This is a genomic window from Natronoarchaeum mannanilyticum (assembly GCF_039522665.1).
GTDB lineage: Archaea > Halobacteriota > Halobacteria > Halobacteriales > Natronoarchaeaceae > Natronoarchaeum > Natronoarchaeum mannanilyticum.
Genome location: NZ_BAAADV010000008.1, coordinates 275983 through 299154, shown reverse-complemented (window position 1 = coordinate 299154; position 23172 = coordinate 275983). Strand labels below are relative to the sequence as shown.

Genomic DNA, 23172 nt, shown 5'->3' with positions numbered 1-23172 from the left:
TACCTCTCGGTCCGAGTAACTATCAGTGGAGCCCATACGACAGCTTCACCGGGCAGAGAGAAAACCCGAACTGCCCGTTGGTGGCAGATTGGTATCTGATAGCACACCACGGCCGACGCGGCGGGGCAAGCGTATAAACTCCGCGGCGTCGCCACTGGGGCACACCGTCACCCGGCAACGCGCCGAGCGGAGGTGCAAGGACAGTGCGAGTACTGCTGATACCCGAAGTGTATCGACCGGAAGACGCGACGAGCAGCGGCACCGTTCGGGACGCGGCGTCGTGGGTCGAGACGTGGCTCGCAGCCGACGACTCGCTGCACGTCTACTGGCTGCTGCCGCCGCGAGAGCGCGCCCGCTACGACCACGAGGACGTCCTCGCCGATAACGAGCGGGTCACGCTGATCGAGGCGCGGCCGTTCATGGCCGACGACCCGGACAGCGACCCGTTCACGGAGGGTGGGTACAGCGAAGCGGAGCTCGGCGCGCTGCGCGAGGCGATCTTCGACCGGAACGGCTACGTCGACGTCGTCGTCGATCAGCGCCGCACCGGCCGCACGGAACTGTACAAGTGGCTCCTCGAACACGCCGACCAGTGGGCCGCGAGGGTCCGTCCGTTCGACGTCATCGCCAACGTCCACGACATACAGTTCCCGTTCAAGTATCGGTGGTGTTCGTACCGGAACCGCTACCAGTTCCTCGCGGAGCTGTGCGGCGCGCTGTTCGCCGACGGCGCCTGGTACACCGCGGGGATCGACGCCGCGGGGGCGCTGATGGCCGCCGATCGACTGTTCGAGCCCGACGTCGTCCGGCGGGCGTTCTCCGGGAGCGTGATCGCAGGAAGCCCGATCGAGTTCGGTCGCTACGAGGAGCGGTACGCCGACGTCCCCCGCCGCTTGCACGTCGCCGGCGCCCTCTGGGAGAAGAAACACGCCGACCTCGTGCTCGACGTCGGTCGCCGACTCCACGACGAGTTCGGTATTCGGACGATCCTCACGAGCATGGAGCAGATCCCGGCGGAGTACCGCGACCGCGCGTGGGTCGACGCGTTCCCGGAGGCGTCGCGGGACACCTACGAGCGAGCGCTCGGCGAGGGCGACCTGGCGATCTGTGCGAGCGAGTACGAGACGATGGCGCGCACGCCCTTCGAGCAGGCGGCCAACGGCCAGGTGCTACTGTTACGCGACGAGCCGTGGATCTACGACTGTGTCCCCATGGATTACGCGCTGGCCGTCGACGCGGACGACCTCGCGGCGCTCGCCGCGCTCGTCGTCGAGCGCTGGGACGAGGCGGTCGCGGAGAACCGGCGGATGGTCGAGCACTGCAGGAACGTTCGCGCGCCGACGGCGTGTGGCCGGCGAACGTACGCTGACCTCCGGCGGCGCATCCGGACCAAACGCGAGCGTTACGACGCGCCGGCAGTGACCGACGTCGTCGAGCGTGCCGCGGCCGACGTGGCCGAGGAATCGTCCGATAGTACGACCCACACGTCCGGTCCTGCCGCGATAGAACAGGTCGGCGAGGTGAGCAATCACGTGGCGATCGACGATCTACTTGCTCGAACCGCCGAGTACACCAACGGCCGCCCGCTCTCCGAGTACGAGAACGTCGCATTCGTCGACGTGATCTACGCGTTACGGTCGCTGGGATACGAGGACGTCGGCAACCCCGGAACCCCGGTGTTCCGAAAGCGCGGCGCTTGAGAGAACCAGCGATCTCGACGGACCATCCCGCATCGATCTAACGTCGAGCGGTCGAACACCAGCGTGCTTTGGCGCCACTTCTTCGTGTGCTAGTGTCCGTGGTTCTAGTGAGGATACGCCAGCCCATGTCCCCTAAAAACGCCCAGCGCGAGTCCCTCCTCGACCTGTCCAGAGAAGAGCAGTGGGTTCTCCATCACGTGATACTCGACTGTATCGAGATGGAATCGCGCGCGCCCGAAAGCACCGACTCACCGGCCCTTGCGGTATATCGGGTCTTCGAAAAGCTCGAACGCGGGACGCATCGGTTCTCACAGCGCGAATGCCAGTGTATCCGGGACGAGTTGCGTCAGTACGTTGACTCTTGAGGGACGCCCGATCGTGACAGGCCGATCGCGGAGAGTATCCTCGATCGGATCGAGCCACGCCCATCTGTGTCTCTGTAGAGACACGACCCTGAAGACAGTTGCTGTCTCCCGGTTTTTCGAGTCGGCGTTCTTGCGACGAGGTCAGACGGTCGGCGGTGTTACCGTTTCCCGACCGTTCAATCGCTCGGCGACGACCGTCCGGATCTCGTCTTTGAACCGCTCGCGTCCGAACTGCCGGCGGATCGTCTCCGGGGGGACGCGCAGATCCCGCTGTCGTGCGGACGATTCAGAGAGCACGCAGTCGATCTTCTCTACCGCGTCCGCCACTGAGTCGTACTGGAGTTCGTCGCGATCGTCGACGATCACGTGCTGGCCGCCGTTCGCCGGGACGAACGGGATCGCCCCGCCGGCGGCCAGTTCTGCGACCGCCATACCGAAGTGCTCGTACTCCTTGCCGTGGATGCCATACCGGTGCGAGCAGACCCGGTCGACGAGCTCCGACCGGTCGATCTCGCCCTCGATATCGACGTACGGGCGGTCGGCGGCCATCGCGTCGACTTCCGCGCGGTACTCCTCGTCGACCGTCGGACCGATCACGTGCAGATGGACCCCGTGGCCGCGCTCTCGGGCCCCGTCGACGATCTCGATCAGTTCGCGGATGCGCTTGCTCCGCTCGATGCGCCCGACCGTCACGAACCCGCGTTCGCGCTCGTCCCAGGTGTCGGGATCGAACTCGCTCGTGTCGACGGGCGGGTACACGACGCGGGGGCGCGTCCCGTAGGCGTCCTCGACGACGTCGGCCGTCCACTCCGAGTTCGCCAGCAGCGCGTTCGAGCGGATGTCCGCCAGATCCACGCCCGCGACGCGCGTGCACAGCCGCTCGTAGGCCGAGTCGTCTTCCACGGTCGGATGGAAGATGTGCTCGCGGTTGTCGAGACTGACGGTCCAATCGAACGGGAAGTGGATATACTGGACGGAGTTGGACTCCAGGCCGAGTTCGTTGATCGTGCTCACGAGCAGGTCGAACTCGTCGGCGTGGTTGCGGGCGTACCGCCCCAACAGCGCGTTCTGGAGGATATAGTATTTCAATCCGTACGTTTCGTGGAGTTTCGGCGCGAGGTGGCCCGCTCGCCGGATCGTCACGTCTGTGACGTCGGTGTTGAAGTAGTCGTTGAGTTCATCGATGTCAGGGTCGGTCAGCGTCAGCAGCGTCACGTCGTGATCGTCTTCGAGTGCTTCGAGCACGTTCATCGCCACCGCCTCCCCACCACCCTTCGACATCAGGTCCATGTGTACTACGGCGATCTCTGACATAGCGTTCCCTCGGCTAGACAGCCGATACGGAGCGTCAAATACGACTGTTCACCGTAACATGTTCAATCATTTTTGACGGTAACCGTCATTCCCTCGTCATTGGAAGATTGGCTCCGGTTACTAGTCACCCCGCCGCCGTCGCCGGTAATCGTCGGCGGAGATCCTCTCTTGGACCGAAGTGGTACTATCGGTGAGAGTTATGCGTCATCCGTACGAAAACATCATTCTGGAGGCTGATCGGGGAGTACGCTCATCGTTCGTACGGGGCGTCTCACGGTACACGTTGGATTGGTCGCCTTACGCTGGAGGAGAACCCGGTAACCGCTAATAAGCTCGCCTTAGGACGCCGCACGTAGCTATCGGGTGCCAACGCATAAGACGCCGATCGTTGCTCATTAATCCGTATGAGCGACGACGATCTGGAAGGAATCTCCTGGGACGAGTTCTTCGAGGCGTTCGAGGAGAACAACCTCGCGATGGTCTATCAGGAGGTGACCAGCGGCGGAGAGGAGAGTCGATTCGCGAAGCTAGTCAGTCGCGACGACGCCTGAGCACCGTGCTCGTCAGCGTCGTCCTCCCGGTGTACGGGCGCGCGCCGGTCGTCGGCGACGCCGTCGAGAGCGTCCTTAGCCAAACGTACGAGAAATTGGTGCTGATCGTCGTCGACGGCGGGTCGAGCGACGGTACCGTCGAAGTCGTCCGGTCGTTCGACGACGAACGGATCGAACTCCTCACGAGGGACGAACCCGGCGGTGTGAGCAGCGCCCGGAACGCCGGCATCGAGGCCGCCAACGGGCGGATCGTCGCGTTCGTCGACTCAGACGACCGGTGGCATCCCGACAAGCTCGAACGCCAAGTCGAGGCGTTCGAGTGCGATCCCGACCTCGGCGTCTGCTACACCGGGCTGACCAAGGACTACGGGGAACCGCTGACCCGCGGCGGTGCGTCGGGCCGGATCTCCGAGGTCGTTCGTCGCATGGTGGTTCCGACGTACACGTCGACGCTGGCGGTCCGCAGCGAGGCGTTCGAGGCGGTCGGTGGCTTCGACGAGGCGCTGCCCTGCTTCGAGGACTGGGATCTCTGTCTTCGCCTCGTACGCGACTACGAGTTCCGGTACCTCGACGAGTCACTCGTCGTCAAGGGGACCGGCGGCGACAACATCTCCGCGGAACCCGCCCGCCTCGCTACTGCGGTCAAACGGGCCGTCGATCGATTGAGAACGGCAACCGACGGGACGGCGTAGGGGCCATTTGCAGCACGACGATAGCTGAGCAACAATGAGCAAGACCGCTGCAGGATCCGCCGACCGTCACGATAGTAGCGCGCCGGAGCGGTGGGTCCTCCTCACCGGAAGCCGACTGCTGGTGTCGCTTGTCATCCTACTCGTGATCGGCTTAGTGTTCGTCACGACGGCAGTGCTCGGTCTCGCGACGGTTACTACGCCGTCGCGGGTGATGTGGTACCTCAATGGCACCGTCAACGGGTTGTTGACGCTCGTGCCGATCGCGGTGGGCGTGAACCAGATCGTTCTCACCCACGAGTTCGGTTCGATCCAGGATCTCTACCAGCGCCGCACGGACGTCACGGAGTTCCGAGAGCGGGTTGAACAGTACACTGAAGATCCTGTGACATCGTCGCACGCGTCCGACCTCTTTGCAACGCTGCTCGCCGCCGTGTCGGACACCGCAGCCGGACTTCATCGAGAGTGCGCTGACTCGTCCGGGCAAGCAGACGAACGCCCGATTGAGGGGCTGGACGAACACTTGACCGAGGAGATTGACTCGATCTCTCACTCGATCCACGAGGAGGCGACCCGTATGAACGACGAGTTGACGGGAGGTGACCCAAACATGCTCCGGACGCTGCTGATCGTTCTAGAGTACGACGATTCCCGTGATTTCGATGAAGTACGTCGACTCCGCCACGAAGTATCAGACACCGACGAGGACGTCGCAGAGCAGTTACAGCGGATCGAAGAGCTGCTGTCGGAGATCGATGCCGCGAGACAGTACCTCAAAACGGTGGTCGTCGAACGGCAGCTGGCGCAGCTATCCCGCCTGCTGATCTACACCGGGCTCTTCAGCGTGACGGTCGCCCTACTCGGTATTTTCACGTATCGCGATATCGCTGGCGTGACGGCCCCTTACGCCTTGCTCGTGGTCGCGGCGGGGCTGCTCGTCGTGACGACGCTCCTCCCGCTCGCGATCCTCAGTGCGTACATTCTCCGGGTAGCGACGATTGCGCGGCAAACCGCGGCGTTCGGTCCATTCGTTCCGGAGTCCGAGTAGTAGTTCTGCGGCGCCCCGTTTGCACGCCCTTCGAACGCTCGGTGTTTCAGACTACTTCGTCCCCTACAGTTACGGACCGGGCCGTTGGCGTCGGGCACATGGCAATGCCGCCGAACGTGCTTCTGATGGTCGTCGACGCCTGCCGCCCGGACTACCTCTCGCCGTACGCGAATATCGTCGCTGGCACTGCCGACGCTCGCACGCCGGCGATCGAATCGCTAGCCGACGAGGGAACCGTACTCCGGCGAGCGATCAGCGCTGCGCCCCGGACGTTGCCCAGCGTGACGAGCATGTTGACCGGGCTGCGGCCCGCAGAGCACGGCGCAACGTCGCGGCAGTTCGCGATGCGGTACGGCGAGACGGTGACCCGCCAGCTATCCGAGTCGGGGTACGAGTGCGTCCACCTCTCGCCGAAGACGTGGACCGGCGACTGGCTTCCTCAGGGCTAGGGATTCGACCGGTCACACAGAGGCATAGTTCCTGTATGACCGATGTCGCATAGCAACATGGGCCGTAGGCTATCTCTCTGCCGTAGCTCATGATTATCCCGGTCTTGGTTGGGAAGTTCACTACGGTCCGTTATCCGGCGCCGTGCCGTTTTCCTGAAAACCCTGCAGTTGACGTTTACCCTGTCCTCCAGTTACCAGCCTCTCCTGCAATCCTTGAGCACGGTGCTGGAGATACAACTGAAATTCATCAGCTATGGATCTGTTGAAATATTCAGTAGCCACCAGGACTGGCCCTTCAGTTTGTTAGATACAGAGGAGTTACCTTTCACAGAGAGTCCAACCTCTCAGCAAACTGCCTCGTTATACGTCATTGAGTAGACGACATCCTCGTGTTCTAATACGTTTCCTCCTCATACCCGATTTTATCAGTTATCTCTGTACTCTCATTAGCAACACCTTCGCCAGTAACATTCGTGAGATAAACTCTTTCGCTGCGTTCCGACTGATTCAGCTTGTCATACTCCGAACTTGCTTTCGAAAGGGCCGTAGCAAGGGATACAACATCGGTGAATCCCTCTGCTTCTGCATCAAGTATTGATTCCCCATCAGGAGTCTCAGGGACGAATCGGACACCCAAGTGCCCAGTTGGTGGACAACCGAGATCTTCCGATTCATTGTTCTTGCTGTCCGATCCATTACCGCTCCCGTCCGACACAGGGGGAGACTCGTTAGTATCGTCAGTAGAGGAGCAACCTGCAAGAGTCATTGAGCAAGTAAGACCAGCACTGATGAGGACTGAGCGACGGTTCATACGATCCTGTCAAAGAGGATCGGTAAATTCTTTCCTCAAGTCAAATCGTTATTCGGTCAGTTCGAAGTTGCGACTTCTCGGTAAGATCAAGAGTAGCGATGTTTATCTATCCCCGGAGTAACCCAAATCAATATAACCGCCCTATGTGAGGTCATAATGCCAACAGATGCCCTGGATCGGCCTACATGAGGACCAAAAGAAAAGCCCTCGACAAGTCCCGAAACAGACCGACGTCGAATGCCCCACATGTGGACACCGGATGCGTATTCGGAGCAAATCAAGCGACGGGAGGGCCGCCACTTTTTCCATATCGGTGCTACGGGACAAGATGGTGGTAGCGGAGGCGGCGGCACAGATTGCGAATCTGTTGCTGAATCCGATAAGCACTTGAAATGGAAATCGCTGGCTGCTGATCAGCTTGAAACCATCTTTGAGGACCCCCACCATAGATATTCCATGGAGCGTGAACTCGCCGCTCCGAAGTCAGAGAAGGACAAGCGAGTGGGCGATGTGGTTCTCCGCTTTGAGGAGCCCGATCGACAGTTCGGTAAGGGTATCGTCGCGGAGGTTCAGCATCGAAATGAGTCAAAAGATATCCACGGACGACTGCTGACTATATCGACCAGGGATATCCCGTCATTTGGTTGGATAGCACCGATTTTGGGGAAGATCGTTGCCTACTTTCAGAAGTTGATATCCGTCTTCTCGCTCGGGATGCCGTGTGGCCCGATTTTGTACCGTCCTCGCGGGAGTGGGAGTCTACGTCGAAAGCGCACGACTATACTAACATCTGGTGCTATACTAAAGTCCCGGCAACGGTGGTGAAAGACTGGGTAGTCCCTGAACAGGAAGAATATTGGGGAGAAACGGCATGGGACGAACGGTTCCCCGGAGATCACGATTACCTCGATACAATCGAACAGAGGCATGATTCTCTGACGCACAGGCTGGCATTTGGGGCCTGGATCAGCCGAGATCGGGAGGACTCACCCTACTGGAACGATTTACGAACAGCCTACGGAAATGGACTTCAGAAGCGAGAAGCCAAATTTGTGTCCACGTGTCCTCACTGTAACGAGAACGAACTTCTTGATCCACCTAGCCGAGGAGAGAGCTCACGCGCGAGGACGTGTAGTCACTGTGGCGACTGGTACACCGTATTTGACTCCGAGGATTGAGATTGACGTATCCGTTGTCAACTGTTCGTTTCCCGCAGATTCGAATCTAGAAGCCACAATCTCGGAGGATGGAATTGATGAGTGCCTTTCGTTCTCGATATTCGACTGCAAATTGCTGATAGTGTGTTCGATGGCTCGTTAATATTTCCTTCCGCTATTTTGCTCGATAACTCGCTCAATGGTGTTCCCGACGGCACATCGAACAGTTCGTCGTCGTTACGTATACCGGTTGTCCCTACGACTCGGGAAGATCGGCAACCGGATTACAGCATCTCAACGCGCATCTTGTTCGCAGTCTCAGTCAACAGTCCGAGGATGTTGTTTTTGACGTCGATTCCGGCTGCTCTTTCGGACGGGATGATGATCTCAATCGCCGCCACGGGATGGTCAGAGGGGTCAAGCACCGGTGTGGCGATCGACACCCACTCGGAGGCATCTGACAGTTGCTCTTCGAGCAACTTCCGCTCTCGAAGTTCCTCTAACTGATCCAGCAGTGGCTGTCCTTCAGTGTTGATTAGTTCGTTGCGCCGCTCCCGCGGGAGATGGGCCAGGATCGCCTTGCCGGGTGGACTCGCGGTCAGCAGTTCCTGTTCTCCTCGGTGCCTGGGGTACCTCTCTCGGTCCTCCGAGAGCACGGTGTAGACGCAGTGACACGTGTTATCGTCGTTGATCCACAGGTTTGCCGGCGCGTCGAGGGACTGCGCCACCTGATCGATTTTCTCGGTCTGCTCGGGGACGAACCCGGAGTCCGCAGTGTCGAGACCATACTCGGTGAGCTTCGGTCCCAGAACGTAGATCCCGTCGCGATTGATCAGGGCGTCGACGGCGACCAGCGTCCTGAGATGCTTGTAAACGCCTGCCCGGGAGAGGTCGACTTCCTCCACTAGTTCCGCCGCCGTGGCGCCCTGGGCGTCGTTGACAGCGTCCAGTATATCGAATGCGGTCTCGGTTGCCGTAATGCGGTTCTTCCGGGACACACGTCGCCGTCACGGGATCTACCGCAATAAGTGAACTGTTAGTACACACGCGGTCGTGACGGAGACGCGGACTCGACGACTGGCACATCCACGGGCGTTTGCTGTGGGCCTACCACTCAACGAGGCTCCCGTCGTCGTGCCGCCGGTTGGGCGTCATCCAGTCACTCGTCTGTCCGGCGTGGTCCCTGACTCCCTCCTCGTTGACGTCGATCCCGAGTCCGGGCTTGTCGGGGAGGGAGACGTAGCCGTTCTCGCTCCTGAGATCGTTGACGTTGTCGATGTACGCGTCGATGTAGCGCTCGCTCACCGCCGGCTGCTGGACGGCGTTCGAGAGGTGGTGGCTGAGCTGCGTGCCCGCAGCGTAGGCGATCGGCCCGACGGAGTAGTTCATCATCAGCTTCGCGCCGTACGTCTCGGCTAGCGTGGCGATGTTTTTGATTTCGGTGATCCCGCCGGCGTGCGAGATGTCGGGCTGTGCGATGTCCAGTTGTCCCCGTTCGAGGTATGGCTTGAAGTCCCACCGCGAATATAACCGCTCGCCGAACGCGATCGGGAACGCGTACTGGGACGACGGATCGATCGTATCGAGGTGCTCGGGGCGGATCGGTTCCTCGACGAACATCGGGTCGTACTCCTCGAGGCGCGAGAATAGCCGCGGCGCCGTGGCTGCGGAGATGTGTCCGTGCAGGTCGACGGCGATATCGACCTCTCGACCGGCCGCCTCTCTCGCCACCTCGAGGTATTCGCAGATTGCGTCCAGATCCGCGGTCGACTCGATCGCCGACGTCTGGTACGCGGTGATGAGCTTGACGGTACCGTATCCATCGTCGACCGCGTCCGTTACCAGGTCCGCGAGTTCGTCGAGCTCGTCGGTCACCACCTTCTTGTACACTTTCACCCGGTGGCGGGTCTGACCGCCGAGAAGGTCGTACACGGGTTCGCCCGCGTACTTCCCTTTGATGTCCCACAGCGCCTGGTCGATGCCGGCGATCGCACTCATGAGGACGGGGCCGCCGCGGTAGAACCCGCCGCGGTACATCCGCTGCCAGTGGTCCTCAATCCGATTCGATTCCTCGCCCAGCAGGTACCCGTCCATCAGTTCCTCGACCGCCGTCCGGACGGTCTTGGCACGCCCCTCGAGAATCGGCTCGCCCCAGCCGACCGTCCCGTCGCTCGTCTCGATCTTCAGGAAGAGCCATCGCGGCGGAACCTTGAATAGTTCGTAGTCGACGATCTGGGCCATACCTACCAGTCGAAGTCGCCTGTGTTAAGATTTGTTTAACCCGTCCTGTCGGAGTGCGGTGGGAGCGGGCGGATTCACGGTGGAACGTCCGGGGTGTGTACAGTGATGGGGCGCAGACACGACCGAGAAATCGACATCGCTGGAGCCGGTGAGCGCAGGACAGCCGCCATATATAACAGTATAATATAATGAATGTAAAGTTGGTAGGTTTCACCGCCAGGTGATGTTGCTGGTGTGCGGAAAGAGCGCGAGATCGCAGCCGTTTCCTCTCCGGCGGGTGCAGGAATCCGGATTTACAGCGGTCATAAATCGAATTTTAGGTTATATTTCTGTGTTATCCGGCCGTCCGGAGCCCCGTTCGGTTAGGGAGCGTTCTGAACCAGATAGAAAGCGGAAAACTACGTACGATGGCGCGTTATCGGGATCTAGTCGTTCCCAACGTTGTAGAAATAGTGGAGGCTACCGTCCCGTCTGCATTAAATGATTGGATAAATATAATTCTCTAAAAATCTTGGCTCTATTATGTTATTACCCCGGCAGCAAAAGTCGACGGAGCGGCGACGCCGATCGGCGCCCGGGCGCGGCGCTCACTCGTCGACGAGTACTCGCGAGTAGAACTGCGCTCCACCCGTGGTGTCGGGCTCGTACCGGAAGAGCGAGCCGTCCAGTTCGCCTCCGGTCGGGCGCTCGTCCCCGCCTGCCGTCGTGACGTAGAGGGTGTCGAACGACGGGCCGCCGAACGTCGCGCACGACACCTTTTCGACCGGAACGTCGACCCGCTCCCGCTCGACGCCCTCGGGGGAGTACCGAACGACCGCGTTCCCGCCCCAGCGCGCCGACCAGAGGTCGCCGCGCTCGTCGATCGCCAGCCCGTCGGGGACGCCGGCCTCGTCGCTCGTGTCGACGAGCACTGACCGATCCGATATCGACCCGGACTCGATGTCATAGTCGAACGCGTAGATCGCGTTCTCGTCCGAGGCCGTGAAGTAGAACGTCTCGCGGTCCGCGGAGAACGCCATCCCGTTGGGAATGTCGACCTCGTCGAGGATCCGCGTGAACGTCCCGTCGCGATCGAGCCGGAAAAGGGTGCCGAGCTGATCGTCCGTCGGCATCGTTCCGCAGAAGACGCGGCCCCTGGGATCGGCAATGACGTCGTTGAACCGCGTGTGGGCGGCCGTGTCGAGCGTCGCGACCGTCTCGGTCTCGGCTCCGGCCCACCGGTAGACCGCGCCGCCGGCGCCGAACAGCAACAGCGAGCCGTCCGACTGGATCGTCCCGCCGCTCACGACGGTATCGCTCAGAACCGTCCCGTGGGTGTCGGTCGCGGGATCGTAGCGGTACAGCGTCCCGTTCGGAATGTCGGCCCAGTAGAGTCGCTCCTCGTCCGGATGCCAGACAGGTCCCTCCCCGATCTCGCACGCGTAGTCGGCTACGAGTTCTGCGGTCATACCTGCACGTCCGCCGCGGTGGTCTACTGTCTTTCGGATCGTGCGAACAGTTGGGACGCCGACCGCTGCGACAGAAAGGTCGGAGAACGGCTCCAGCGGCCGTACCCGCCCGCAGAGCGGGGCAGTCGGGAGAACTATCTATCGGAATCGCGGTCTCGACCCGCACGGCGGCCCGGCGCCGCGCGCTCGCCGAACTCGACCGCCGTCCCATCGACGGCGGCGCTGAGACTGACGCTTCCGCGTACGGTCTCGCCCGCCTTGAGCGTCGGATCCTGATCCAGAAGCGGCTGGCGGTCGAGCCAGCCGTCCGCGTTCGTCCCCGAGATCGATCGTTCGAGGACGATCAGGTCGACGCCATCCGACCGGACCTGCGCCCGGACGTGCTGGTCGGCGTCCGAATCGACGCGGACGCCGGTGCCCGATTCGTCGGTGAGCGCTGCCGACCTGACGTTTCGCTTCGTGCTTCGGAAGTCGTTTGAGCCGTGGACGGTCGCGTCGTCCTTCCAGGGCTGTCCGGACTGGATTTCGATCCCTTCGTTCTCGGAGCGGGTCCCGTCCGGGAACGCCGACGCGGTCCCCTCCAGTCTGCCGACGTGATCCTCGGGATACGTGCTCCAGAGGCCGTCGCGCGACCACGAGAGCGTCGTGAGCTCGGCGTCTGCGGGGAACGTGATCCCGGCCTCGCGGGCGTCGACCGACTCGAGAAGCTCGAACTCGTAGTCGACGTCGAGACCGCTCTCGCCGGACTCGACGGTGATCGATCCCTCCGCGACGTCGTACTCGATGTCGACGGTGACGGTTCCGTCGCCGTCCCGCCGAACGTCGGTCACGGTCCGCCCCGACAACCGGTGATCGATCGCGGAGGCGTAATCGCGGCCCGTCGACTGCTGGGTCGGTGTGACGGCGAACTCCGGGTTCCGGGCGAGGAGCGTCCCGTCGGGGCCGTAGATCGACACGTCGCCGGCGTCCTCGTCGACCTGCAGCGACAGCGAGTCGCTTTCGGCGTCAACCCGTCCGCGCCCGCGGTTCTTCGTCCGCTCCTTCGCGCGCGATCGCCGGTTCGCTCCGGGCACCTCCGGCGAGGCGACGAACTCGTTGTTCACGTGCCCGTCGGGATGGATCACTTCGAGTTCGAGTTTGTCGCCCGGGACGGCGAAGGACAGCTCGGCGGTTTCGCCGGGCGGGAGATCGACCGAGCGCTCGCCGGACCGCTTGCCGTCGTCCCACGCGATCGTCCGCTCGCGCAGGTTGACGAACTCGTGGCGGTTCTCGACGGTCACCGTCGCGCGGCGGCCGTGCCACTCGACGTCGGTGAACTGCACCGGCGCGTACACCTTGCGCAGGTGCCAGAACTCCGGGCGGCGGCGCCCGTTCCGGTCGACGGCGCCCCAGAGGTACTCGCCCCACTGTTCGAGGTGGTCGCCGCCCGCCCACAGAGCCGCGCCAGCGACCGACTTCGTCGACCGACACTGCTCCCAGATCGTCCGGAACACGCGGCCCCACTCGTCGCGGAGTCCCGGATCGGTGACCAGCTCACGGTCGTTGTAGCAGTACGTGTGGGCGTACTCGTCGAACAGCAGCGGCGCGTCCATGCCGGCGTGGTCGGAGACGGTCGAGTCCGACCGCAGCGCGGGGTAGTGATCCGCGCGGAGGTCGTAGTCGCCGTGCCATGGATCGGCCGCGTCGTAGTCGTCGTGATTGAAGATCGTCGGGCGCGTCGGGTCGACCTCCTTCGCCAGTCGGGCGGCCGCGTCGAAGCAGTCGTACCAGTCGGATTCGTTGGCGATCGACCAGATGCAGACCGATGGCCTGTTCTTGTCCCGCTCGACCATCTCCAGGGTCTGCCGGACGACGAGCTCCGGATACGGTTCGCCGCGGTGGCGCCCGATGAACATGTGCGGTGCCTCAACCTCGACGACGATCCCGAGCTCGTCGCAGGCGTCGAGGAACGCCTCCGACGTCGGGTGGTGGGCGGTGCGGACGAAGTTCACGTTCGCCTCCTTGAGGCGCTCGGCGTCTCGCCGCGTGACGTCCGGCGGCACGGCGTGGCCGTGTTCCGCCAGGTGGATCTCCTCCCAGTTGACGCCGCGGAGCGTCACCGACTCGCCGTTGAGCAGCAGTTCGTTGCCGTCGACCTCGATCTCCCTGATGCCGACGTGCTCCGTGACACGTTCCGTCGTCCCGCCGGCGTCGAGTTCGACGTCGAGCGCGTACAGCCTCGGTTGCTCCGGGTTCCAGGGTTGCGGGTCGTCGACGTCGATCTCGAACTCGACGTCTCGGGACGCTCCGTCCGCGACCGATGAAAGCTCCGCGCGTTTCGACGCCACGGCTTCCCCGTCCGGATCGGTCAGTGTCGCTTCGACGACGGCCGATTCGAGCGCCGTCTCGCCGACGTTCGCGACGGTCGCGTCGATGGCGACGGACGCCGTCCCGGTGTCGAGCGTCGTTCTGACGTCGCAGTCGGCGAGGTGGGCGTCGGGGATCGACAGGAGGGTGACGTCGCGGGTGATCCCGCCGGTCACGTTCTGCCATCCCATGTCGTCGGCCTTCGACCGCTGGGCGACCCCGACTGCGAGCGTGTTCGAGCCCTCGGGGTCGACGACGTCAGTGATGTCGGCCTCGAACGGCGTGTACCCCCCGACGTGATCGGCGACTTCCGTGCCGTTCACGAAGACCCGTCCGCGGCTGTACACGCCGTCGAACCGGAGCTTTAGCCGTCCCTCGTCCCATCCTTCGGGAACCTCGAACTCGCGGCGGTACCAGCCCAGCTGTCCCTCCTGGGGGTACCAGTCCGACGCGCCGTCGGGGACGAAGTACTCGTCGTACGCCCACTGGCCGGGGACCGACTCGTCGCGCCATTCGACGCTCCGATCCTCGACGACGTTGTACGGCAGCCAGAGCACGGCGCTGTCGGGTACTCCGGTGAACCCGCTTGCGACCTCGCCGTCCGAGAGAGCGGCGTCGAACGCCGCCGTCGATTTCACCGCGACGTCGAGGTCGTCGCCGCCGACCACGAACGCCGCGTCGCTGCTCGCGAGGCCGTCGGCGTCGTGCGAGACCGCCCCTCGCCGATCGCCGTCGACGTACAGCCGGTTCTCGGCGTCGTCGACGACGACCGTGATCCGGTGCCACCCGCCGGTCGAGATGTCGGTCTGGACGCTTTGCGGATAGCTCCCGTCTGCACTTTGCATGTAGAACGAGACGGTCCCGTCGTAGATGCCGAGACCGAACTGCTCGGTCCCGCCGGAGACGCCGCTGCTTCCTTTGTCGAGGACGAGGCCGCTCCCGCCGTCGTACCGTACCATGGCCTGCAGCGCGAACCCAGTCGACGCGAAGTTCAGGCTGTCGTCCGGTGCTACTGTGACGTACCCCGGTCCGGCGAGATCCAGTCCACGCCCGTCCCGCCCGCTGACGAACGGCGGGTCGTTGACGAGTGAGGCGTCGTTGCCGGCGGACGATTCGTCCTGACTTGTTCCGCTTTCGGACTCGTCGAACGGGAGCCACGCGACTGCGCTATCGGGGATCGAGTCGAACCCCGCGCTCACGTCGCTGTCGGTGAGCACGGTGTCGAAGACGCACAGCGAGTCGACTGCGGGTGTGCCCTGCGTGTCGGTCCCCGAGTTGTAGCCCAAGTGGAGCGGCGAGTCGGTACTGGGAAGCGACGAGAAGCCGTGCGAGGCTGTCCCGACCCGTTCGCCCTCGACGTAGATGCGGATCTCGTCGTCGTCCACCGCGAAGGTGGCTCTGTACCAGTCGCCAGGTGAGAGGTCGCCGCCGCCGACCGATGGCCAGCCGCCTTCTCCCTTGGTCCAGAATGACAGTTCGCCGCCGTACACCCCGGCCGAGTACTGATTTCCGCCCTTGGAGAACAGCACTGTGTCCTCCGTGTACTTGAACGTCAGCTGGACGGTGAAGCCGGGAGACGTGAAGTCGAGGCTGTTCGCGTCGCCGACGGCGACGTACCCGTCGCCGGCGAGGTCGACCGCACGCTCGTCGGGATCCGTGATGATCGGCGGATCGTCGTGCAGCATGGCGTCGTTCTCGAGGGTGGTGCGATCCGGAGTGACAACCCTGGACGCCGAGTCGGCGGCGGGCGGCGTCTCGCTGCCCGCCAGTGTGAAGTCCCAGGTTCCGTTCAGCGATCTCGTCCCGCCGACGTCGGCCTGGTCCGGTCGAGGCGTCAACTCGACCGACGATTTCGCCGCCTCGTACTCTTCGGTTGCCTGTGCAGCACTGGCCCCGATCGGGAGCGCCGTCCCGAGCGCGACGCCAGACACCGCCGATAGCACGGATCGGCGGGTGGTCGGTGCTTTCGCTCCGGACTGTGGATTGGTCTCTTGTGCCATTGTCGCTAACCAAACCAAAGTTCAGCATCCTTCATATATAATACTGTCTCTAACCCCCAATATACTTGAATATATAATCGTATGATACCGGGAAGCTATCGATCGGTGGCCGGTAAGTAACGGAGCGGTGCGGACGGCGGTCGTCGACGCTGCAAATCGGATCGGAGTCGACGATCCCCTCGATCAGTAGTCGGGTAGCGAGAATGAATTCGTCGCGGCGGAACGGTCGGCGTACCTGCCAGAACGGTTGAGACGGGTCCGGTCGACGCCGCTACCTGCTCTGGACGTGCTGACGGTAGTCGACGTCGATATCGCTGGTCTTGGTTTTGATGGCCTGCTCGGTCCGCAGGTCGAACAGGTAGAGGTCCTCCTCGTCAAAGTGGAATTCGACGTCGGCGCCCTCGCGCGGGTTCATCTTGCTGTCGACGCGCGTGGTGAGGTTGATCTCGCCCATCTCTGAGTAGAGGAAGTTCTCGTTGCCCATGTTCTCGACGACGGTCACCACGCTGGGCACGCTCCCGTCCTCGACGAGTTGCATGTCCTCCGGACGGATGCCGACGCGCACCTCGTCACGATCGGCGACCGGCGACGTGTCGTCTAGTTCGTACCTGAAACCGCCGGGGCCGGTCAGGGTGGCTCCGTCAACCTCCGCGGTGAACAGGTTGATGCTCGGACTCCCGATGAAGCCAGCGACGAACTCGTTCGTCGGCTCGCGGTAGACCTCGTTGGCGGTTCCGACCTGCTGGAGACGACCGTTGTTGAGAATCGCGATTCGGTCGCCCATTGCCATCGCCTCGGTCTGGTCGTGCGTGACGTAGGCCGTGGTGACGCCAAGATCCTTCTGGAGCTCCTGAAGCTCCGTGCGCATTTTTGAGCGGAGCTTAGCGTCGAGGTTTGAGAGCGGTTCGTCCATGAGGAACACTTCCGGATCTCGGATGATCGCCCGCCCGAGCGCAACGCGCTGTTGCTGGCCGCCCGAGAGCTCCTTGGGCTTGTCGCCCAGCAGCTCCTCGATGCCGAGCATCTCCGCGACGTCCTTGACTTCCTCGTTGATCTCGTCTGTCGACTGCTTCGTCGACAGCCGGAGCGGAAACCCGATATTCTTCCGGACAGACATGTGAGGGTACAGCGCGTAGTTCTGGAACACCATTGCGACGTCCCGTTCGCGCGCTCGTTGGTCGGTGACGTCGTCGTCGTCGAACTCGATGGTCCCGTCGGTGATGTCTTCGAGCCCCGCGATGCACCGGAGCGTCGTCGTCTTGCCGCAGCCCGAGGGGCCGACGAACACCATGAACTCGCCGTCCTCGATGGTGAGGTCGACGTCCTCGACCGCGACGATCTGTTCGTCTCCGTCGCCGAATTCCTTGCGAAGTTGCGTGATTTCGATTGTAGCCATTGTTATCTTATTGTTTGACTGAGCCCGAGAGGATTCCCTTGATGAAGTACTGCTGCAGGAAGATGAACACCAGGAACAGAGGGATGATCGACAGCGATGTCGCGACCATCACCTGATCGAAGTAGACGCGCTGTTGCCCGACGAGCTGGGCCAGCGCGATCGGGATAGTGAACATCTCCTCCTCCTGGAGGATGACCAGAGGGTAGAGGAACGCCTGCCACTGGTTGATGAACAGGATGATCGCGAGCGCCGCGAGCGAGGGGAGCATCGTCGGCAGCGCAATCTTGTAGTACAGCTGGAACTCCGTCGCGCCGTCCATCCGTGCCGATTCGAGCAGTGCGTCGGGGATCGCCTTCATGTTCTGGCGCATCAGGAAGATCCCGAGCGGGTTGGCCGCCCACGGTAAGATCACGGCGATGAACGAGTTCGTCCAGCCGATCTGGGTCATCAGCAGGAACAGCGGGATGATCAGCAACTGGATCGGGAGCACCAGCGTCGCCAGGATGAAGTAGAACAGCGGTTCCTTGAACCGGAACTCGTACTTCGCGAAGGCGAAGCCCGCCATCGAACACAGCACCAGCGACAGCGCCGTGTACCCGACGGAGACGATGAGGCTGTTGAGGATGCTCCGCGCGAAGCTGACGTTCTCTTGTAGCGCCTGGAAGTTCTCCAGATAGTGGGTGCCGGGGATGAGTCGCGGCGGCCAACTGAAGAACTCCTGCTGGGGAATCGTCGCCGCGACGACCATCCAGTAGATGGGGATCAACACGAGCGCCGTGATGACCAACAGGAAGAGGTAGCTCCCGAACTTCCAGAGCGCCTCCCTCTTGTCTGCTTGCCGCATTATTCGGTCCCTCCATATTTGATCTGTACGATCGACATGACGCTCACGAGCGCGACGAGCACGACCGACACGGCGCTCGCGTAGCCGAGGTTCAGCTGGATGAACGCCTGTCTGTAGATGTATTGTACCATCGTGATTGTGGCGTTAGACGGGCCGCCGCCGGTGATGACGAACGGTTCGGCGAAAATCTGGAACGTCCCGATCGTCGAGGAGACGACGACGAACAGCAGCACCGGCCGGAGCTGGGGGAGCGTGACGTAGCGGAACTTCTCCCAGCGCTTCGCGCCGTCGATCTCGGCGGCCTCGTAGAGCTGTTCGGGGATCGTCTGGAGCCCCGCCAGCAGGATGATCATGTTGTAGCCGAGCCATCGCCAGGTGACCGCGATGACCAGCGTGATCCGCGCCCACCACGAGTCGCTGAGCCACGGGATCGCGCTCGCGCCCAGCGACTGGAGCACGTAGTTGATCATCCCGATGTCGTCGTTGAACAACAGCAGGAATATTGTGGAGTACGCGACTAGTCCCGTCGCGACCGGCAGGGCGATGAGCGTCCGAAACAGCCCCTTCGCCCGGATGAACTTTGCGTCAAGGACGAGCGCTGTCGCGAGCCCGAGGATCACCATCAGCGGCACCTGCACCAGGAAGATGAAAGAGGTGTTGAACAGGGACTGACGGAACAGCGAGTCCTCGAAGAGTAATCGCTGATAGTGATCCAGCCCGATGAACTCGAGCTGGGCGATCTGCGGTATCGTCACCTTCAGAAGGGGTATCGTCAGGAGCGCCTCGTTTGAGGCCCCCTGATAGCTGAAAAAGGACAGGTAAAGCGTGTAGGCGGTCGGGAACAGCAGGAAGATCCCGAACAGGACGAAGAACGGGGAGATGTAGAGGTATGGAAGCCCCGGCACCTCCGGCACGGCGTCGGAAACGCCCTGCCGGCGGTATCTGAGCTGGTCGCTCACACGCTGGTAAGCGGGAAGCGACCGGACCTTAGATTGGATGGCACTCAACACCATCTGACGGGTTTCACCTCGTTACCTCCGGCCGTGACGACCAGACGTTTCCGCGGGCCGCCCTGGACCGACAAGCGCTCGACCTGCCGGTGCGCAGCGGCGGTTTGGAAACTGGTGGTGTGGTTTGTCGACTCATGTGGATTCTTGATCGGATTGCTTTGGGTTAATGATAAAGGTTCCGCTCTGCATCCTGAACTGCTCGCGATTTTACGCCAGATCGCGGTCGCTGCGGTCCGCGACGGTCTCTGCGGCGTCTTGGACGGCCTGCTCAGGGGACTTGTTCCCCTCAAGCATCCGGCCGAGTTCGGTGGTGATGGCGTTGTTGACCTCCGGTGTGTCGGTCGTGTAGCTGTACGGCTCAATCTCTTGGGCGACCTCTGCGAACAGTCGGAAGACCGGCTGCCCGTCGTAGAAGTCCAGCTCCTCGTCGTAGATGTCAGCGTCGTACGCCGTCGTCAGCGACGGGAAGAGGCCGTACTCCTCAAGCATCATGTTCTGTATTTCGGGGGTCGTCATCGCGTACTCAATGTAATCGTACGTGGTGTCGACGACCTCTTCGTCGCTGATCTGAGCTGGGATCGCCATGTTGGAACCGCCGCGGTTTGACGCGCGGTTGCCGCCCGGCTCGAACGCCGGCAGTTTGTAGACGCCCCAGTTCCCGGCCGTGTCGCTGAGTTCAGCCCGGAGCGTTCCGTCCATCCAGGCCGCAGAGGGTAGCGACGCGATGGTCCCCTCGGCGAACGAGGTGAACCACCCACCAGACCACAGTCCGATGCGCTGGGTGATGCCGGCATCCTTCATGTCCATCAGGAGCTGGGCAACGCGGACGCTCTCTTCGCTGTGGATGTTCACCGCGCCGTCCTCGGTGAACGACTGACCGCCGAGCTGACGGAAAAGCATTCGCCACAGCTGGGAAATCTCTTCTTTCGGGATGTTTACCATCGCGACGTCATCGGGGAGCTGTTTCCCGGCTTCGATGAAGTCGTCCCACGTCTCGATGGAATCCGGATCGATGCCGGCTTCGTCGTAGCGATCCCGCTTGTAGAAGATGCCCGTCGGGCCGATGTCCCACGGGAACGCCATGTCAGCGCCGTCGACGTTGACCGTCTCCCACTTCCCGTCAATGATGTCATCGCGGACGCTATCGTCGATCCGGTCAGAGAGGTCGGTGAGACCGTTCTTGCTTCCGTACGACGTGACGTCGTAGTTCTGGACGGCAGTGAACTCGGGGGCGCCGGTCCCGCTGGTGATCGCCGTCTGGAGGCGCTGTTCATGCGTGTTGCGGCCGAGCTCGTCAACTGCGATGTTGGTGTCATTTTCCTCGTTGTACGTGTCGGCGGCATCGCTGAGCGCCTTGGCGGCGACGTTCCACGCCCATCCCTCGATTTCGGAGTCGCCACCGCCGCTGCTACCGCCGATGCAACCTGCCAGGCTGCCTGCACCGGCGAGACCGAGTGCTTGGATGACTTGCCGACGCCGTAGACTAGGATCTGCAGGGTCCTTCATGGTTTACCCATTCAATAGCTTGAAACCTTCACATATATAATTAACGGTTGTGTGTGAATGAGATGCACGGTGCATCAGAGTTTCCACAGCGGCCGACCACGGTTGCGGGCGCCACATTCCGAGGCCGACAAAACCGCGGAGCCGGCGGCTCTCACTCGATCTGCGTCCGGTACTGCCTATACAGCTCGTCCTGCATCACCTGACTGCGCCCGCCGTCGATGAGAACGCTCTCGCCGGTGACGAACGTCGCGTCGTCGCTCGCGAGGAACGCTGCCAGCCCCGCGACGTCAGCGGGCGTGCCGAGCCGGCCGACCGGGTGGATCTCCTGGGTGTACTCGTAGTCGTCGCCGAGTTCCTCCTGGGTCCGCTCGATCTCGATCCAGCCGGGGTTGATCGTGTTGACGGTGATCCCCAACGGGCCGAGTTCCAGGGCGAGCGCTCGCGTCATGCCGTTGATACCGGCCTTGATCGCGTTGTAGGGGAATAGTCCGGGCATCGTGAGATACGCGTGGTTCGAGGACATGTTGAGGATCGTTCCGCCCTGGGCCATGTGCTCGACGGCGTGTTTCGCGCAGAGCCAGAACGATCGGAAGTCCGTCTCGACGACGAACACCCAGTCGTCGATTTCAGCCTCCGCGGCGGTGGTTTCGGTCTGGACGCCCGCGTTGTTCACGAGCACGTCGACGCGGCCGTACTCGTCGACGGTGTGCTCGACGAGCGCCTCGATCTCGGCCGGGTCGCGCATGTCCGCCCGCACGAACGTCGCCTCGCCGCCCTCCTCGCGAATCGTCGACGCGACCGCCTCTCCGCGCTCGCGCGTTCGGCCCGTCACGACGACCGAGGCTCCTTCGGCGGCGAAGCGACGGGCGACGCCCTTGCCGATGCCCCGCGTCGATCCGGTGACGATGGCGACGCGCTCGTCGTGTCTGTTCGCGACTGCGCCGTCTGTTGGATCCCTCGACATACTCGGGTCATTCGCCCCGACGAAAAAGTAGGTACCGATAGCGACTCCGGCCGCTGGCAGGCGAAGCTACCACTCGGCGACGCTGCCGTCGTCGTGGCGCCAGACAGGATTGGTCCAATCAACGTCCTGCTGAGACTGCTCACGGACGTACTCCTCGTCGATGTCGATGCCGAGCCCGGGATCGTCGGGGATCGACACGTACCCCTCTTCGTACTCGAACACGGAAGGATCAGTAAGGTAGTCCAGTACGTCCGTCGTCTCGTTGTAGTGGATGTTCAGGCTCTGCTCCTGGATCAGCGCGTTCGGCGAACAGGCGTCGACCTGCACGCACGAGGCCAGCGCGATCGGACCAAGCGGACAGTGCGGTGCCATCGCCACGTCGTAGGCTTCTGCCATCGCGGCAATCTTCTTTACCTCGGTGATCCCGCCGGCGTGGGAGAGGTCGGGCTGGATTAGGTCAACGACGCCCTGCTCGAACAGCTCCTTGTAGTCCCAGCGGGAGAACATTCGCTCGCCGGTCGCGATCGACGTCGTCGTGTGCTGGGCGATCTCCGGCAGCGCGTCGTTGTGCTCGGGCAGCACGGGCTCCTCGACGAAGAACGGATCGTGGGGTTCGAGCGCCTCGACGAGCCGTTTCGCCATCGGCTTCGAGACGCGCCCGTGGAAGTCGACCCCGATGTCAATCTCGTCGCCGACGGCCTCCCGTACCTGCTGCAGCCGATTCGCGGCGGCCGTCACGGTCGCCGGATCATCGATCCGCTCGATCTCCGGCGTCGCGTTCATCTTCAGGGCGGTGAAGCCGGCGTCGACCTGCTCCCGGGCCTGCTCGGCCACGTCGGACGGTCGGTCGCCGCCGATCCACTGGTAGACGCGGATGCGATCCCGTGCTGCACCGCCCAGCAGGTCGTGGATCGGGGCGCCGTACTGCTTGCCCTTGATGTCCCAGAGCGCCTGGTCGATGCCGGCAATCGCGCTCATCAGGATCGGACCCCCGCGGTAGAACCCGCCGCGGTACATCGCCTGCCAGTGGTCCTCGATCCGCTGGGGATCTTCGCCCAGCAGGTAGTTGTCCATCAGTTCCTCCACCGCCGTCAGTACCGTCCGGGAGCGCCCTTCGATCACCGGTTCTCCCCAGCCGACGGTGCCGTCGGCTGTCTCGATCCGCAGAAACACCCAGCGTGGCGGTACTTCGAACAGTTCGTAGTCTACGATTTCGCTCATGGGTACACTTGATCACCGTCGTTCTCGCCGGACTGATCCGACCTACGGACGCGTCGGCGGCGACCGTCCCGGCGACGCTGTTCGATCGCTCTGTCGGGCGCGTCGACCGGTC

General features: G+C 62.6%; 18 protein-coding genes. 6 read left to right on the top strand and 12 right to left on the bottom strand.

From position 1 onward, the window contains the following. The first annotated feature begins 203 nt into the window (after positions 1-203). Entirely contained in the window at positions 204-1700 is a 1497-nt protein-coding gene (locus ABDZ81_RS18070; protein ID WP_343776014.1) for a glycosyltransferase family 1 protein, read from the top strand. A 125-nt stretch (positions 1701-1825) separates the two neighbouring features. Then, a complete protein-coding gene (locus ABDZ81_RS18205; protein WP_464489241.1) occupies positions 1826-2065 on the top strand; it encodes a DUF7853 family protein in 240 nt (79 codons plus the stop codon). Positions 2066-2206: 141 nt separating this feature from the next. Here the strand turns inward: ABDZ81_RS18205 and ABDZ81_RS18065 are convergent, their stop codons facing one another. Then, a complete protein-coding gene (locus tag ABDZ81_RS18065; protein ID WP_343776011.1) occupies positions 2207-3379 on the bottom strand; it encodes a glycosyltransferase family 4 protein in 1173 nt (390 codons plus the stop codon). Positions 3380-3783: 404 nt separating this feature from the next. Here ABDZ81_RS18065 and ABDZ81_RS18060 point away from each other — a divergent pair, with 404 nt between their 5' ends. The 4 genes from ABDZ81_RS18060 to ABDZ81_RS18045 all read left to right on the top strand — a co-directional run bounded on the left by ABDZ81_RS18060 (position 3784) and on the right by ABDZ81_RS18045 (position 6116). Next, a complete protein-coding gene (locus ABDZ81_RS18060) occupies positions 3784-3930 on the top strand; it encodes a hypothetical protein (RefSeq protein WP_343776008.1) in 147 nt (48 codons plus the stop codon). Positions 3931-3935: 5 nt separating this feature from the next. Further along, positions 3936-4622, top strand: coding sequence for a glycosyltransferase family 2 protein (locus ABDZ81_RS18055; RefSeq protein WP_343776005.1), 687 nt, complete (start codon positions 3936-3938; stop codon positions 4620-4622). 34 nt (positions 4623-4656) lie between these two features. Further along, positions 4657-5667: a DUF7972 family membrane protein gene (locus ABDZ81_RS18050; RefSeq protein WP_343776002.1), complete on the top strand. Its 1011-nt coding sequence runs from the start codon at positions 4657-4659 to the stop codon at positions 5665-5667. A gap of 98 nt (positions 5668-5765) precedes the next feature. Beyond that, on the top strand, positions 5766-6116 hold the full coding sequence (locus tag ABDZ81_RS18045) for a sulfatase-like hydrolase/transferase (protein WP_343775999.1): 351 nt from the start codon (positions 5766-5768) through the stop codon (positions 6114-6116). A 394-nt stretch (positions 6117-6510) separates the two neighbouring features. On the opposite strand, the gene ABDZ81_RS18040 is transcribed toward ABDZ81_RS18045, so the two are convergent. The 11 genes from ABDZ81_RS18040 to dgoD (ABDZ81_RS17990) all read right to left on the bottom strand — a co-directional run bounded on the left by ABDZ81_RS18040 (position 6511) and on the right by dgoD (ABDZ81_RS17990) (position 23060). Next, complete coding sequence (locus tag ABDZ81_RS18040) at positions 6511-6927, bottom strand: hypothetical protein (RefSeq protein WP_343775996.1); 417 nt, start codon at positions 6925-6927, stop codon at positions 6511-6513. 1441 nt (positions 6928-8368) lie between these two features. After that, entirely contained in the window at positions 8369-9082 is a 714-nt protein-coding gene (locus ABDZ81_RS18035) for an IclR family transcriptional regulator (RefSeq protein WP_343775993.1), read from the bottom strand. A 109-nt stretch (positions 9083-9191) separates the two neighbouring features. Next, a complete protein-coding gene (dgoD, locus tag ABDZ81_RS18030; protein WP_343775990.1) occupies positions 9192-10325 on the bottom strand; it encodes a galactonate dehydratase in 1134 nt (377 codons plus the stop codon). A gap of 587 nt (positions 10326-10912) precedes the next feature. Next, the gene (locus tag ABDZ81_RS18025) at positions 10913-11773 is read right to left on the bottom strand and encodes an SMP-30/gluconolactonase/LRE family protein (RefSeq protein WP_343775987.1); all 861 of its coding nucleotides are present in this window, start codon (positions 11771-11773) and stop codon (positions 10913-10915) included. Positions 11774-11907: 134 nt separating this feature from the next. Then, positions 11908-16119, bottom strand: a complete 4212-nt coding sequence (locus ABDZ81_RS18020) for a glycoside hydrolase family 2 TIM barrel-domain containing protein (RefSeq protein WP_343775985.1) — start codon at positions 16117-16119, stop codon at positions 11908-11910. 271 nt (positions 16120-16390) lie between these two features. Next, a complete protein-coding gene (locus tag ABDZ81_RS18015) occupies positions 16391-17515 on the bottom strand; it encodes an ABC transporter ATP-binding protein (RefSeq protein ID WP_343775983.1) in 1125 nt (374 codons plus the stop codon). Positions 17516-17522: 7 nt separating this feature from the next. After that, positions 17523-18359 (bottom strand): carbohydrate ABC transporter permease, encoded by an 837-nt coding sequence (locus ABDZ81_RS18010; RefSeq protein ID WP_343775981.1) that lies wholly within the window; start codon positions 18357-18359, stop codon positions 17523-17525. After that, positions 18359-19318 (bottom strand): carbohydrate ABC transporter permease, encoded by a 960-nt coding sequence (locus ABDZ81_RS18005; RefSeq protein WP_343775979.1) that lies wholly within the window; start codon positions 19316-19318, stop codon positions 18359-18361. The genes ABDZ81_RS18010 and ABDZ81_RS18005 overlap by 1 nt, the downstream gene beginning before the upstream one ends. A 258-nt stretch (positions 19319-19576) precedes the next feature. Further along, a complete protein-coding gene (locus ABDZ81_RS18000) occupies positions 19577-20875 on the bottom strand; it encodes an extracellular solute-binding protein (protein WP_343775976.1) in 1299 nt (432 codons plus the stop codon). A 151-nt stretch (positions 20876-21026) separates the two neighbouring features. Then, complete coding sequence (locus ABDZ81_RS17995; RefSeq protein WP_343775974.1) at positions 21027-21839, bottom strand: SDR family NAD(P)-dependent oxidoreductase; 813 nt, start codon at positions 21837-21839, stop codon at positions 21027-21029. 66 nt (positions 21840-21905) lie between these two features. Beyond that, on the bottom strand, positions 21906-23060 hold the full coding sequence (dgoD, locus tag ABDZ81_RS17990) for a galactonate dehydratase (RefSeq protein ID WP_343775971.1): 1155 nt from the start codon (positions 23058-23060) through the stop codon (positions 21906-21908). Between the last annotated feature and the right edge of the window lie 112 nt (positions 23061-23172).

Coding starts and splice junctions, on each gene's coding strand:
- ABDZ81_RS18050 (WP_343776002.1), top strand. CDS start 4,657: ATGAGCAAGACCGCTGCAGGATCCGCCGACCGTCACGATAGTAGCGCG.
- ABDZ81_RS17995 (WP_343775974.1), bottom strand. CDS start 21,839: ATGTCGAGGGATCCAACAGACGGCGCAGTCGCGAACAGACACGACGAG.
- ABDZ81_RS18040 (WP_343775996.1), bottom strand. CDS start 6,927: ATGAACCGTCGCTCAGTCCTCATCAGTGCTGGTCTTACTTGCTCAATG.
- ABDZ81_RS18010 (WP_343775981.1), bottom strand. CDS start 18,359: ATGCGGCAAGCAGACAAGAGGGAGGCGCTCTGGAAGTTCGGGAGCTAC.
- ABDZ81_RS18020 (WP_343775985.1), bottom strand. CDS start 16,119: ATGGCACAAGAGACCAATCCACAGTCCGGAGCGAAAGCACCGACCACC.
- ABDZ81_RS18015 (WP_343775983.1), bottom strand. CDS start 17,515: ATGGCTACAATCGAAATCACGCAACTTCGCAAGGAATTCGGCGACGGA.
- ABDZ81_RS18000 (WP_343775976.1), bottom strand. CDS start 20,875: ATGAAGGACCCTGCAGATCCTAGTCTACGGCGTCGGCAAGTCATCCAA.
- ABDZ81_RS18205 (WP_464489241.1), top strand. CDS start 1,826: ATGTCCCCTAAAAACGCCCAGCGCGAGTCCCTCCTCGACCTGTCCAGA.
- ABDZ81_RS18065 (WP_343776011.1), bottom strand. CDS start 3,379: ATGTCAGAGATCGCCGTAGTACACATGGACCTGATGTCGAAGGGTGGT.
- ABDZ81_RS18045 (WP_343775999.1), top strand. CDS start 5,766: ATGGCAATGCCGCCGAACGTGCTTCTGATGGTCGTCGACGCCTGCCGC.
- ABDZ81_RS18060 (WP_343776008.1), top strand. CDS start 3,784: ATGAGCGACGACGATCTGGAAGGAATCTCCTGGGACGAGTTCTTCGAG.
- dgoD (WP_343775971.1), bottom strand. CDS start 23,060: ATGAGCGAAATCGTAGACTACGAACTGTTCGAAGTACCGCCACGCTGG.
- dgoD (WP_343775990.1), bottom strand. CDS start 10,325: ATGGCCCAGATCGTCGACTACGAACTATTCAAGGTTCCGCCGCGATGG.
- ABDZ81_RS18025 (WP_343775987.1), bottom strand. CDS start 11,773: ATGACCGCAGAACTCGTAGCCGACTACGCGTGCGAGATCGGGGAGGGA.